Genomic DNA, 14,966 nt, shown 5'->3' on the forward strand with positions numbered 1-14,966 from the left:
GATATAAATATCCCAACAAAAAGATTTTTTCTTTCATGGAAGGTTACAGAGCACCCCAAGTTGGAATTAATTGATCATAGTTCTACAGGAAGCTTTTGCCTGCAGAAAGCTATAAGCTTAGGCTACAATGAAATATATCTAATTGGAATGGAAGGGAGATATGTAGAAGAGATAACTGAAAGCCGGCCTTTAACTGATAGGGAATTTAAAGATTATGGATTTAGAGCGCTGAATTTAAATAAGGAAGAAAGAAAACTTAGAATTATCACATCTACCCCTTCGGAAAATCCGAATTACTTCTTTCCTGACTATCAACGTGAAGGCGATATTTATTCACTGCCACAATCTCATACACATCAAAAAAATTGGTTCACCGCTGCCTCCAATGCATTTTCTAAGGACGTCAAGATATTCAATCTAAGCAAAAATTCGGAAATTGATGTTTTCGATAAATTAGATTTTGATTACTTCACTAAATCTGTAATAAACAAAGAAACTGAAATTGAGTTACCAGAGCATGACAATAAAGTATTGATCCGGACTTCAGACAATAAGAGGAGTGGTAGCTTTAAGTGGAAAGGAATTGCTCTCAGAGGTGATGTAACGAAAACCATTAACTCATATAAAATCAATCCTCCTTCTAATAATAATTGGATAGCTTCAATATATGATGGACAAATAAATTCCGGCGATCTTATTTCGTGCCTGTTTCGTTTCAGCGTTGATCATGATTGTACATTAAAATTTGTGTTATGCCGGGATGGTAATACCTTTTTTGAGTCTCAAACAAAAATGGTGAATATTACAGGTGGAAATCATTCTTTTGAAATTGCGCATCAATTCAAGAGATACCATCTGGGACTGCGAATTCAAATTGGTTCCGAATATGGTACTGTTGCAATAAATGATTTCCAATCAGAAATAACGCTTCTAAATAATCATGTTAATACTGACATCACCAATGCTAAGCCTGCATTCGCAAAAGATTCAATCTCAGCCAGTGGTGTATCTTTAGAACAGGGGTCTGCCAATACTCTGCCCGGCATGAATCATTTTGCGTATTCATCATCTTCGAAATTTAGGTCCCTGATAGACTTCCTGTTTCCGGTAAATAGCAAGCGTAGACAATTAATTAGAAACATGAAGAATTTATTATTGGCTAATTCAAAGTAAATCAATATTATTTATGAATAGGAATTTAGTAAAATATTATGGCGTATAGTATATGTCGGTTTGTTCTTAAATTTAATGTTCACCATTTACCCTATTCGAATAATAGTCTTGAAACCATTTTTCATTTTGCTTACCATAATTTTTTATTGATATATATAACCGCCATCTATCAGCCATTGTGAAAGACATTGTCTGGTTGAGTATTATTTTGCAAAATCATTTAAAGAATGAAAAAACCCTCTAATGAAGATTCTTCAGCTCTGCTTAAAGAATATGAAGATATCGTTTCTAAACTCCCAACCCGTTCTCCGATTTATCTGCCAACAGAAAAGATTGATATTTATGATAAATTATTGGGCATCAAAAAAGTCCAAGACATTTACAATAATAAACTGGATACAATATATCGCCCTAAAATTAAAGATTTAAGGAAAAAATACTATGGCCATGAAAGATGCTTTCTTATTGGCAATGGACCCAGCCTGAATCAAACAGACCTTTCACTTTTAAAAAATGAAGTCACTTTTGCTGTCAATAGCTTCTTTTTAAAATTAAACGAAATTGACTGGATACCCACGTTTTATGTCGTAGAAGATCACCTTGTTGCAGAGGATCGTAAAGAAAGTATAAATAGTTTAAAAGGTCCTATTAAGCTTTTCCCAGTATATCTTGCATATTGTCTTGATGAGTCCGAAAACACAATTTTTTTCAATCACCGTCCGCGTAAAAGCTATCCGTACGGCTTTGACTTTTCGGAAGATGCTTCTATGGTCACCTACACTGGTTGTACTGTAATATACTCATGCATGCAACTCGCTTTTTACATGGGGTTCAAATCCATTTATTTAGTTGGTGTAGATTCTGACTATACGATACCCAATGACATCCAGCAAGGGAAAGATTATAATGTTGGTGTGTTAGACATGAAATCTGATGATCCTAATCATTTTCATCCGGATTATTTTGGAAAAGGATTTAGATGGCATGATCCTCAGGTTCACAAGATGGTTGAAGCTTATCAGGAAGCTAAAAAAGTTCTAAATACAACCAACCATCGCATTTATAATTCAACTGTTGGAGGGAAGCTAGAAGTATTTGAGCGGGTGCCACTGGAGCAAGTCTTTAAAAAATCAAAATCACTAACAGAGCACGAATATTTCCCAAAGCTTTTAATTATTGACAGTACGCGAATCGGCCATGCCTCAGCTACCGGGCAGATCAAACAAACATTTCTGGAAAAATGGCCAAATGATTTGTATAATCAGATATGGACAAGCGGAAAGATAAATCCAGAAACGCCTCACAATGAACACGATCTACATATACGTAGTAGTTTTGGCTCATCGCTATCAATTGAAAATATTATCGACAAGTGTATATCCTTCGATCCTGATGTGATATATTTCCGGCCAATAGATTCTGATCTTCTATTTAATATAGCAACAAAAGTATTAGCCGCTATCGATAAGCCTTTGGCGCTTCACATCATGGATGACTGGCCTGAGAGGGTTAGAAAAACCGATCCTCAACGCTTTGATAATTATGACAGGATGCTGCGTTCAGTAATACAGAAGGCCAGTTTGCACCTGAGTATCGGTGAGGCAATGTCGGCTGCGTTCACAAAACGCTATGGAAAGAACTGGATACCCCTTGCCAATGGTGTTGACCCCGCAGAGTTTAAACAGAAGGTCTGGTCAGGCCGCTCACCAGTCAGCGCCGAAAACCCCTTTATTCTTCGCTACAATGGTGGGTTAGCAGCCGATATGGGATTCGACAGTGTTACAGATATAGCCATGGCTGTTTCGGAGCTGAGCCAAACGTATGACTTACGCTTTGAAATTTATACCACAGAGTGGCACCTGGAAAAAGCCTTGAAAAAATACAAGCAAATGAAAGGCGTTTCTGTTGCTGCACTGGTTGACAGTAAACTCTATAAACAGAGCCTCAGTGAGGCAGATGTACTGATAATTGCCTACAATTTCGATGAAATAAGCCTGAGCTATACCAGCTTGTCATTGGCCAACAAACTCCCTGAATGTCTGGTTTCGGGGGCAGTGGTATTGGGTTATGGACCACCGCAATCGGCCACAATTGACTTTCTGAAAAAAGCGGATTGTGCCAAAGTAGTTGAACGGCGTAGTGTTGAAGATATTAAAGCAGTGATTGTATCATTGATTTCCGATTTAGACCATTGTCACGAAGTTAGCAGGAAAGCAATTGATTTTGTTTCAAAAAACCTTACCAAAAAGCAGGTTCAGGATAAATTCAGAGACTGCATTTTACGAACCATGCAGGTTCAGGATGCGATCATACCTGTATTGGTTGGGCCATTTGAGAAATTTCATCAGGCAACTGTCAATGAATTAGATATACTTGCAGATAATTTTATCGCTGCAGCAACAAGGCCTGTCATGCTCGACCTGGGCACCGGAACAGGCCAGCACCTGCAGGGAATTGCCGGAAAAGGATGGATCATACTTGCGTTTGAACCCAATCCTGCTGATTATGAAAAATTGGTTGCTGACTTCAACGCGAACATTCGCATGGGTTCTGTATCTGCTGAAAACAAATCGCTAAAAAGCGCCCTGGATAAAGATTATTGCTTTTATCGCTCAGGCCAGCAACCAGGCAGCGCTTATGCTTTCAAAGCCACTGATGCTGAAACCATATCGCTTGAAGAATACTTAACCTTGAAAAAGCTACATAAAATTGACTTGTTCAGGATAGGAGCCGGAATAGATGCTTTTTCAATTCTCAGAGACATTCCCTGGCACAATTACAATCCGGACATCCTGCTGATTGAATGTGCTGATGCTGGTGAAGCAATGGCAGGCTTTCGTCTCCATGAGATAGCAGAATTACTAATACATCGCAAGTATTCAGTTTATATAAGTGAGCGGTATGCAGACAATGATGACAGGGGTTCAGCATGGAAACAATTACTCAGATATCCATGCGAACTCTCAGAAACAGGAAATATAATTCATATAATTGCATTCAGTGAGCCGGTTGATGAATATGCACTGGCAAATATATTTAGGAATCGGGCTGGTATTGATTTTCTTTCAACCACTGCAGAAGAGGAAAAAGATAAACCCTTGCCCGGCGAATTTGTGCTTTCTGGTATTTCCCGCTTTGGTGATGCAACACTTGAAAACGGCTCGTATCGTTTAATGCCACCTTATCAGAGCAATTGGGTTGGTATTAAGTTCACGGGTTCTGCATTGCCCGATGATGTTGTGGTCGGAGAAGTTCACCTGAGTATCAGTCAGGATTGCACGCTGTATGTAACTTTAGCCCGCGAAGGCAGCGGCCCTTTTGAATCCAGCAGAGAGAAATTTGCATTGCCCAAAGGGAAGCATACCCTCAGCATTACCCATCAATTCATAAATGAGCAGAAAGGCATCAGGATACAAATAGGAGTTACTGACAAAGAAATTGAAATAAGAGATATTGACGCTTCCTTGGTCAATATTACTGCTAAAGAAAGGATTGAAACCCTGCTGAAATTAGAGCGGGAAAGGTTAAGGGAAGCGGGAATGATGTCAAACCGTGATATAGAAGAATTTAATCCTGAAGAATCCGGGGGATTATATGCTTTAATTAAGAGATTTATCTGGCGCATAATCCATATCGCCGGAAAGTTTATTAAGGCAATCCTGCGCTTTATCGTTCCGGATCAGCAAATAAGGGAAAGTATTTCAGTCGGTATTAGAAAAAGACTGCCTAATTGGCTAAACAGGCTACTTTAGCAGAGGTTGTTGTTCCCTTCACCAAAAATCTTAATTCACTCATTTATCAACGAATTTGAATATGATTACTGCCCTATTACCAATGAAAGCGCACTCCGAGAGGGTTCCAAATAAGAATATGCGATTGCTTCATGGCAAACCTTTGTACCATGCCGTAGCAGAAGCGCTTTCTCAATCGCCTTACATTGACGAAATTCTTATCAATACCGATAGCACAAAAATAGCTGAGGATTCTGCCAGGTATTTTCCCAAAATCCGAATTATTGATCGGCCGGTATCACTTCAAGGCGATTTTGTTCCAATGAACGATATTATTGCCTACGACCTTTCCCAGTCACAAACAGAACATTTCATACAAACCCACAGTACCAATCCTTTGCTCACTACCGAAAGTATTAACAGGGGAATTGAGATGTATTTTGCTAATCTTGACAAGCATGATTCTGTTTTCTCGGTAACCCGCCTTCAAACACGTTTGTATTGGAAAGATGGATCGGCCATCAACCACAACCCCGCGGAATTGCTGCGTACCCAGGACTTGCCACCGGTTTATGAAGAGAACTCCTGCTTTTATATTTTCTCAAAGAAATCGTTTGTATCAGCCGCCAATAAACGAATCGGACTCCGCCCATTAATGACTGAACTTGACAAGCTTGAGGCTGTTGATATTGATGAGCCCGCTGATTTTATTATGGCTGAAACGCTCTATAAGCTTAAAAGAGCAAATGAAATTTAGCCTTGGCTCTTCCTGGATAATGAGAGCTTACCGTTGGTTTGCTTTTAAATCCTTCTATTTTATTAAGAACCGTCAGCACTCACCCATTAATGCTATCGGATCAGAGAAAAAAATACTTGTTTATCCAGCAATCGTTAGCAGGGATTTACTTGCTGATATTTTCAAAAGACTAAGCATTGCTTTTCCACGAAGTAATGGTTTTCGTTTTTTCTTTATTGTTAACGATGATACTTTTAAAAGTGTCAGCAATGATGTTTTTCAAAACATAAAAAATACTGGCCATCACATTGATTTACTTCAATTTCAGACCCTAAAAGTCAATGATCGTTTTACTTTCAGAGAGTTTCATCTGATTCTTTGTCACCAGGCTACTTCATTAATACCACTTATCAGGCATTTCAGCCGTACCGAAATTATTGACAGTCGCTTTTTTTCTCACACGGAAAGTCTCACATACCAACGGTCGTACTTCAAACTTTTACCTCATGACCGAAAACAACATTTGAGAGACAGATCAATTAATAATTTCCGGACACTGTGTAATAAATTGAAAAATAAAAGAGTAGGTTATTGCCTGCTCACCGGGCCTTCGGTCAATAATGTTAAAAGTCTGCCTGTTCCGGATGATGCCATCAAAATTATATGTAACAGTCTTGTGAAAAACACTGCTCTGCTTGAACACTTGAATGGGCCTGATATTATCACATTTGCTGATCCGGTTTTTCATTTCGGTGCATCTGATTACGCCTTTGCATTTCGAAGCAGTATGATTGAAGTGGTCAGAAAATATCACTCTTTCGTTGTAGTACCCGAATTCACTCTACCACTCATATTGTCGTGGTTTCCCGAATTGGAAAATTATGTAATTGGTATTGAAACAGTTGAAGGGGACTTTTGCCTTCCGGCTTCTGACCGTCTAAGTGTTAAAGCAACTGATAACATCTTGACTATGCTTATGTTGCCTCTGGCAGCCACCTTCTCTGATGAAATCTACATCGCAGGCGCTGATGGCAGAGAAGAGAAAGAAACCTATTTCTGGAAATTTAATCCCGAATCTCAGTTTGACAAGGAAATGAAGTCTGTGTTCAAATGGCATCCCTCGTTTTTCAGAGACCGGAACTACAATAAATATTATCATGCACATATCCACCAGCTCGAAGAGCAGATTAAATGGCTGGAAGATAAGGGAAAAAGCATACAGTCACTTACATCATCTATGATCCCGGCATTGGCAAAACGAACTAATATTTATAAAACATGAATCTTAAAGAACGACTTAAACGCAATGAATTAACTCTCGGATCCTGGCTAACCATCGGGCACCAGAGTATTGCCGAAATTATGACTCAAACTGCTTTCGATTGGCTGGTTATTGACATGGAGCATTCCGTAATTGAGTTTGAAAAAATGCAGGAACTTGTGGCTGTGATTCAGTCAAACCATAAAGCAGCATTGGTCAGGGTAGGAAAAAATGATGAACTGATTATCAAAAGAGTGATGGACGCCGGTGCAACTGGCGTTATAGTTCCTATGGTAAACTCACTGGAACAAGCTAAGGATGCGGTAAGTTATGTCAAGTACCCACCACTGGGAAGGAGGGGGGTTGGTCTGGCCCGTGCACAAAAATATGGTACCGCCTTCGGCGAATACAAGGAATGGTTAAACCGCGAATCAGTGGTGGTTGCCCAGATTGAGCATATAGATGCTGTGAATGCCATTGAGCAAATCATCACGCTTGATGATATTGACGCATATATCATCGGGCCTTACGATCTCTCTGCTTCCATGGGTTTTCCCGGAGAATATCACCGCCAGGATGTCAAAGATGCCATCAGCCATGTGCTGGAAGTCTGCAAAAAACATAACAAACCATCTGGTTTTCATGTCATTCATCCTGATGCTTCTCTGGTAAATGAAAAAATCAGCGAAGGATGTACATTCATAGCCTTTAGTATTGACTTCTTTTTCCTGGGAAACAAGATCAAAGAAGAATTTGTTAAAATAAATCTTAAAGACTGATCATTATGCAAAAAAGAGTTATTGTCTTTGGTGGTTCTGGTTTCCTTGGTGGTTATGTTGTGAACGAACTTATCAAACGTAATTACCATGTTACAGTTGCCGATCTTAAGCGCTCACCTCACATATCTCCCTCAGTTTTTGTTGAATGTGATATACTTGATGCAGAACGGGTTAATGCTGTTGTTTCAAGTAATACTGATTTCATATACAATTTTGCTGGTTTCGCTAACCTCGACAAGGCAATTGAATTTCCTGTGAAAACCTTACAGCTCAATGTAATAGGCAATGCCAACATACTTGAAGCAGCAAGAAAAATAAGATTGGAAAGATACGTTTTTGCAAGCAGCAGTTATGCTTTAAGCGACAAAGGCTCTTTTTACGGTATAAGTAAATTAGCCTCAGAAAAAGTAATTGATGAATATTTTAAGCGTTACGGTTTAAAATACTCAATAATAAGATATGGGTCAGTTTACAGTGAGCTTGAATTCGACAATAATTATATCTTTAACCTGATCCGAAAAGCTATTTTAACAAATAAAATTGAGCACGATGGCGATGGGGAAGAGGTACGCGAATACATTCATGCCTCAGATGCTTCAGTGCTTTCGGTTAATATCATTGAAGATGATAAATATGAAAACGAACACCTGATCCTCACCGGATTTGAACGTATGAAACGTAGTGAGCTTTTTGAGATGATCAAAGAAATTCTAAATACCGACCTTGAAATTATCCTCAAAAAGAATGGATACAAGCATCACTACAAACTAAGTCCATACTCCTTTCATCCCCTTGCCAGCAAAAAGCTTATTTCTAACCCATTTATTGATATGGGGCAAGGCATCCTCGAATGCATAAAAGAAGTAAAGCGCTCAATGGAAAAGGAATAGTCTAAATTATCCAGCTTTGCTATCTTATCGTCTCAAACCTCTAACTTCCAACATCACCCCCTATGCAAATAAAAACCATTCTTTTTGACTTCGATGGCGTAATTGCCGATTCACTGGACGTGAAATCCGAGGCCTTTTATCAGATGTATCTTCCTTATGGTGAAGAGATCGCCCGGCAGGTCAGGCAGCATCACCTGGACAATGGCGGTATGTCGAGATTTGAAAAATTCAGGCTGTACCATAAACAGCACCTGGATAAAGACATTACGCAGGAGGAAGTCATGAGCCTGGCCGCCCGGTTTTCGGAATTGGTAGTGCAGGGTGTAATTGATGCTCCTTATGTAAATGGCGTAATTGATTTCATCTCAACCAGTCATACGCTCATGAATTTTTTTATCATCACCGGAACGCCCACTGAAGAGATGAAGGAAATTGCCGAAGCAAGGGGAATCAGGCAATACTTCAAAGATATTTTTGGCTCGCCCGAATCCAAAGGACACTGGGTAAAACATATCCTGGGCAAATATGGATACCAGGCTGGCGAATGTATATTTATCGGCGATGCTTTATCGGATTACAAAGCTGCTACCGAAAACAATATCCGCTTCATTCTCAGGCAGCACAGCGACAACCTGGAATTATTTGCCGGAAAAGAACTTATCCGCATCAACGATTTCAACAATTTCAACTCACTCATTAACACCTAGTAAATAAGCATGAAAATTCTACTCACCAGCACTTCATTCCAGGACAGCCCGGGAAGGCACCACCAAATGCTTGCTGATACCGGCTTTGATATTGACAAGCTCAGAGGCCCCCTGCCCGAAAGAGACCTGCTCGACATCATTCATCTATATGATGGTGTTATTTGCAGCGATGATCAATACACTGAAGAGGTCATCAAGCGGGGCGCAGAAGGTAAGCTCAGGATCATTTCAAAATATGGCGTTGGACTGGATTCCATCAACCTGGAAGCTGCCAGGAAATATGGAGTGAAGGTAACCAACTGCCCCGATGTGAACCAGATAACTGTGGCTGAGCATGTATTTGCACTCTTGCTGACCTTCTTCCGCAATGTGCATCACGAATACAATGCCACTACCATGCAGGGCAACTGGATACGCACCATCGGGCATGATTTATATGGCAAACACCTGGGAATCGTCGGGCTGGGCCGGATTGGGAAAGAGTTGGCCAGGAGGGCTGTGGCCTTCGGATTAAAAGTGTCGGCTTACGATCCTTTTATAGATGAAGATTTTATTACAACGCATGGCATATCCCGGTTCAATGAATTGGCTGAAATGACCACTGCTTGCGATATTATCAGCCTGCATCTGCCCCTGAAGAAGGAAACCGAGAAAATAATTTCAGCCGGCATCATCAGCAATCATATCAAAAAAGGACTATACCTGGTGAATACTTCCAGGGCAAAACTTGTTGACCGCGAAGCCCTCATCGCTGCACTGAAATCAGGAAGTATTGCCGGATATTTAACTGATGTTTCGGAAGTGGAACCCATTGATAAGGATCATCCCCTGATTGGGATGGATAATGTTATCATTACTTCTCATGTGGGTTCCCGCACCTACGAAAACATTGAAAGGCAGGGGGTGATGGCGGTTGAGAACCTGCTGGCAACCCTGCAGTTATAGGCAGATTAAGAATACACAATGGTATTTTGTAGGTTTCTTTCAAAATAGTACATTAAAAATCCGGCAAATCCTAAGAAGGTGTTTATCAACAAACCAATCACTACAAAATTATGTTGGTAATAAATAATGGTGCTCCTAAAGGCGGTAGCACATGGCTTCAGCAAATTATTCGATCATTTGAGATCTATGAAAGAGTACCAGCCGAATACCAGGACAATACCTGGTGGAATTCAAGCATAGATGAAAACAAGTTGGATGCTTTTCTATTGCATGTTAAATACCAGCAGGACAATTACTTTTGCAAGCAACACTGGGTTGGCAAAACAAAGTACAAGAAATTGCTGGAAGACAAGCATGTGAAAATCGTTAATATCATAAGAGATATCAGAGATGTGCTCGTTTCCAGATTTTTTCATGAAAAAAGGCTCAATAATTTATCAGCCAATCTTACAATAGAAGATTATTATTGGAATGGTACTGGTAAAGCTGTCATTAAAAACTATATTGAATATCAGCGATTCTGGCACGATAGTAATCTGCCGGAATCTCAACCATTTTTATGCAGCTACAAAAGACTGCACAACGATTTTGTAAATCAGGTTCTGGAGTTGGCCAACTATCTCAACCTGAGTGTAATACAGGCGAAAGAAATAGAATATATCCGAGAGAAAACAAATTTTAAAAATAAAAAGGAAACTGGTGAAGGCAAATTTTTTAGGAAAGGAAGTACAGGCGATTGGCAAAATCATTTATCTGATTCAATTATTAATGACATAAAGGCTATCTGTAATACAACAGATTACTTTGAATTGCAAAAGAAAATGTCTGAAAACTTTAACCTGAGTTTGCCTGAAGAAGAAGACTTATTCTAGCAGCCGGTAACCGGTATTTGACTAAAGCGATAAAGGCTTTGTAAATACCAGGTTGATGAGTAGTTATGCCTTGCTTCGAAAATATTCTTTCTATTGAAGACATTGAAAGGCAGGAAATGATGGAGGAGGAGGATATGCTTGCAGGTATAGCCTGAAAACTTTAACTTAAAGCACTTATGTATTTAAAAAAAATATATTTATCTTTCTTCATTGATGAAGTCACACCTACCTATGGCAATCGGAACGTGGTGGAAATCACAAAGAAAAGCAGCATGGACAGGGGCGATACTGCGAATGAAACGCATTTCAGGTCAACGCTCCATGTAGGAACTCATATTGATTTTCCCTATCATTTTTATAACGATGGGCAAACCATGGAAGATTTTCCCGCTGATTTCTGGTTCTTTGAGCATCCTTTGTTTGTGGAAGTTAAACCGCAATCGCTCATCCTGGAACAAGAGCTTATCGGAGCATTAGATAATCTAAACGGAAAAGGAGATGCTGATATCCTTATCGTAAAGACTGGAATGTGCCATATCAGAAACACCCGGCAATACTGGGAGGAGAATATTGGATTATCCCCGGCAATTTACGATTACCTGCTGGAAAAGCTGCCAAATGTCAGGATTCTCGGGTTCGACAGCATCTCTGTTTCCAGTTTTCAGCATCGTGACATTGGACGCCTGGCGCACAAAAAGTTCCTGAATCCTGAAAAACCCGTGTTGCTTTTGGAAGATATGGATTTACGAAACATTGGTGAGAATTCAAGCAGTAATGAGTTGATCGTAGTACCATTGATGATAGCTGGCGCCGACGGAGTTCCGTGCACAGTTTTGGCAAGTATGAAACTTTAGTTTAATTCTTTATAATCTGAATTGCAAAGTTCTCTGCATCCAATTTTAAAATATCATGACATGAAAAAAATTGTTTTTTTTATTGTTTGCCAATCCTTTATGTTATCAGTCTTACCACAAAGTCAACCCGGTATTTCGCACCAGGCAGTAGTTCGTAACGCTGAAAATCAGATAGTGTCCAATTCACTTATTGGAATTAGAGTAAGTATAATTCAGAATACTATTGATGGCAGGATGGTATATATCGAGACTCACTCAGTAACAAGCAATGCAAATGGTCTTATCTCTTATATTATTGGGCAAGGTGTAACGGTTTACGGAAAATTTGCTGATATTGAATGGGAACAGGGTCCTTATTTTATTAAAACAGAAGTTGATCCACTTGGTGGTACTGATTATAATATAATAGGTACCAGCCAGATACATTGTGTGCCTTTTTCATTTGTTTCTAATCAATCGTTAGGGCTAAGGCTCAGAGATGCCAATGACATTCAATATCAAATAGTAGTTGATACTATGGGTAACCTTCAGGCTAATCGTATCATTGGTACCCCATGTCCAAGTACTCCAACAGTTACAGATATTGATAATAATGTCTATAATACCTTGTTGTTAGGAGATCAATGTTGGATGCAAGAAAATCTGAAAACAACAAAGTATCGGAACGGAACTGATATTGTCTATCCTGGTAGTAATAATGTAGCATGGCAGAATAATCAATCAGGTGCTTATGCCTGGTATGAAAATGATGTATTGATGAAAGAAAAATACGGCGCTTTATATAATTGGCATGCAGTTAATAATCCGGATGGTATCTGCCCGGAAGGATGGCATGTGCCTGATGATGAGGAATGGATGCAATTGGTTGGGTTCATTGGAAGTCATATGGAACCTAATGGCGATCATCTCAAATCATGCAGGCAGGTTGATTCTCCCTTGGGTGGTGATTGTAACACTACTGAGCATCCCAGATGGAATTCTCATGAAATACATTATGGCACGGATGAATATGGATTTTCAGGTCTACCTTCAGGTTGTCGGTCAGATGAAGGTTTTTACTGGTATCGCGGAATGAGGGGGATTTGGTGGAGTACCACAGAGGATCAGGAGTGGTCTGCTTGGGTTCATTGTTTATGGTATAAATATGGACTAATTGACAGATACAATGGTGATAAGAAATTTGGGTATAGCGTTCGTTGCTTGAGAGATTAGACTTAACCTGGATTGTGTAGAATAAGCTATTTTCAGTTTATTTACCCTACGGATGATGCTTAATTTCAATAATCTACATTTCCGTCTATCGTGAATTCATTTGTTCTGCTATTCTTGCAACCTCGAAGTAAAAAAAGTACAAGAATTTCCAGCCTGACTCCTTCAGCGAAATGTAATGGATTATAAGTTTGCCTCAACTTATGGCAACCAAAATGCTGTAAAGCGTATTAGAACAAGTTCAATAGACTGGGGAGTCCTCGCGCCAAGTTAACCCATATTATTTTATCCTATCATTTATACGACGATTGGCAAACCATGGAAGATTTTCCCAATGAGTTCTGGTTTCTTGAGTGTCCGTTAATTATAGAAGTTAGATCGCAGTCGCTTATCCTGGAGCAAGAGCTTATCGGAGCATTAGAAAATCTAAAAGGAAAAGGAGATGCCGATATTCTGATCGTTAAGACTGGAATGTGCCATATCAGATACATCCACTAATACTGGGAGGAGAATATAGGTTTATCCACGGCAATTTACAATTACCTGCTGGAAAAGCTGCCAAATGTCAGGATTCTCGGGTTCGACAGCATCTCTGTTTCCAGTTTTTAGCATCGTGACATTGGACGCCTGGCACACAAAAGATTTTTAAATCCTGAGGCCCCAATTCTCTTACTTGAGGATATGAACCTGATCAGTCTGAGAAAGGGTAACATTATCAGCGAACTGATAGTATCACCCCTGCAGATTGCTAAATGCGACGGTGTTCCATGTACCGTTTTTGCAACTATTAGATGATTATCAATCATTTATAATGATCAGTTTACACCACAAAGAAACTTTATCACTATAGACATAAGTCCAATTCTATAAAGTAAATGTTCTATTTTATTCTCACACAATTATAACACTTATCAAAATCAAAAAAAGTAAATCATGAAAAGGTTAATTTATTTATTATCAGCTATGATTATAATGCTGGCTGCTTGTGGACCAAATGTTAAAGAGCTTTTGGAAAATGCCAATACCAAATTTGAAAGCAAAGATTGGAACGGGGCAATCATTGCTTTTCAGGAAGTTGTGAAACACGATGCTAAAAATGTTGAAGCGTTTTATAAAATGGGTTTATCACATAAAAGTTTAAATAACGAAGAAGATGCCCTTACTAACTTTTCAGCAGCCATAGAACTTGAGCCGCTTCATAAAGATGCGCTGTACGAAAGAGCAATTATTCGTTCAAACATCCGGGATATTCAAGGCTCTATTGATGATTTAACTGCAGCAATAAAGGTAAATTCTTCTTTCAATCAATTATATCACAAAAGGGCTATTGAAAGAAGAAGATTAGGGGATTTTGAAGGTTCCATTGAAGATTTCAGTAAAGCTATTGAATTGAAAGCTGATTACCCAAACTCTTATCTTGGCCGGGCTATTTCAAAAAAGGCATCTGGTGATAATGTTGGAGCGATGGTTGATTTCGCAACTGCAATTGGACTTAATCCTGGATATGCCGAAGCTTATTTTCAAAGGGGATTACTGAACATTGAAACTGGTATGAAATCAATGGGCTGTGATGACATTAAGAAGGCAATCGAACTTGGGCACCAAAAAGCTGGAGCCGTTTTTACAGAGCATTGCCAATAAAGATCAATGAAACCATCAATAGGTATGAACGAAGCACTATACTTCCATGTAGAATAATCTTGAATTATTCCTCCTTCTCCAGATAGAACTTCTGAACAACATTGCGTACCTGTGGGATTTGTTTCGGTTGTTCTAAGACTATCTGTTACCCACTCACATGGAGAGTAA

At 39.3% G+C, this 14,966-nt stretch carries 12 protein-coding genes; all 12 read left to right on the forward strand.

Going from position 1 to position 14,966, the window contains the following annotated elements:
• Positions 1–1,173: hypothetical protein (locus IH597_02990; GenBank protein ID MBE0661409.1), on the forward strand; the 1,173-nt coding region annotated here is incomplete at its 5' end.
• Positions 1,174–1,400: 227 nt separating this feature from the next.
• On the forward strand, positions 1,401–4,925 hold the full coding sequence (locus tag IH597_02995) for a DUF115 domain-containing protein (GenBank protein MBE0661410.1): 3,525 nt from the start codon (positions 1,401–1,403) through the stop codon (positions 4,923–4,925).
• Between the two features lie 82 nt (positions 4,926–5,007).
• Positions 5,008–5,661: an acylneuraminate cytidylyltransferase family protein gene (locus IH597_03000; protein MBE0661411.1), complete on the forward strand. Its 654-nt coding sequence runs from the start codon at positions 5,008–5,010 to the stop codon at positions 5,659–5,661.
• Positions 5,651–6,922, forward strand: coding sequence for a hypothetical protein (locus tag IH597_03005; protein MBE0661412.1), 1,272 nt, complete (start codon positions 5,651–5,653; stop codon positions 6,920–6,922). Before IH597_03000 ends, IH597_03005 begins: the two co-directional genes overlap by 11 nt.
• Positions 6,919–7,680: a 2,4-dihydroxyhept-2-ene-1,7-dioic acid aldolase gene (locus IH597_03010; protein MBE0661413.1), complete on the forward strand. Its 762-nt coding sequence runs from the start codon at positions 6,919–6,921 to the stop codon at positions 7,678–7,680. Before IH597_03005 ends, IH597_03010 begins: the two co-directional genes overlap by 4 nt.
• Before the next feature lie 5 nt (positions 7,681–7,685).
• On the forward strand, positions 7,686–8,570 hold the full coding sequence (locus IH597_03015) for an NAD(P)-dependent oxidoreductase (GenBank protein ID MBE0661414.1): 885 nt from the start codon (positions 7,686–7,688) through the stop codon (positions 8,568–8,570).
• A 62-nt stretch (positions 8,571–8,632) separates the two neighbouring features.
• The gene (locus IH597_03020) at positions 8,633–9,277 is read left to right on the forward strand and encodes an HAD family hydrolase (GenBank protein ID MBE0661415.1); all 645 of its coding nucleotides are present in this window, start codon (positions 8,633–8,635) and stop codon (positions 9,275–9,277) included.
• Positions 9,278–9,286: 9 nt separating this feature from the next.
• Entirely contained in the window at positions 9,287–10,222 is a 936-nt protein-coding gene (locus tag IH597_03025) for a phosphoglycerate dehydrogenase (protein ID MBE0661416.1), read from the forward strand.
• A gap of 110 nt (positions 10,223–10,332) precedes the next feature.
• A complete protein-coding gene (locus tag IH597_03030; protein ID MBE0661417.1) occupies positions 10,333–11,094 on the forward strand; it encodes a sulfotransferase domain-containing protein in 762 nt (253 codons plus the stop codon).
• 176 nt (positions 11,095–11,270) lie between these two features.
• Complete coding sequence (locus tag IH597_03035; protein ID MBE0661418.1) at positions 11,271–11,948, forward strand: cyclase family protein; 678 nt, start codon at positions 11,271–11,273, stop codon at positions 11,946–11,948.
• 60 nt (positions 11,949–12,008) lie between these two features.
• Complete coding sequence (locus tag IH597_03040; GenBank protein MBE0661419.1) at positions 12,009–13,160, forward strand: fibrobacter succinogenes major paralogous domain-containing protein; 1,152 nt, start codon at positions 12,009–12,011, stop codon at positions 13,158–13,160.
• Between the two features lie 930 nt (positions 13,161–14,090).
• Entirely contained in the window at positions 14,091–14,798 is a 708-nt protein-coding gene (locus tag IH597_03045) for a tetratricopeptide repeat protein (protein MBE0661420.1), read from the forward strand.
• The last annotated feature ends 168 nt before the right edge of the window (positions 14,799–14,966 follow it).

It is taken from the genome of Bacteroidales bacterium (assembly GCA_014860575.1).
GTDB lineage: Bacteria > Bacteroidota > Bacteroidia > Bacteroidales > JAAYJT01 > JAAYJT01.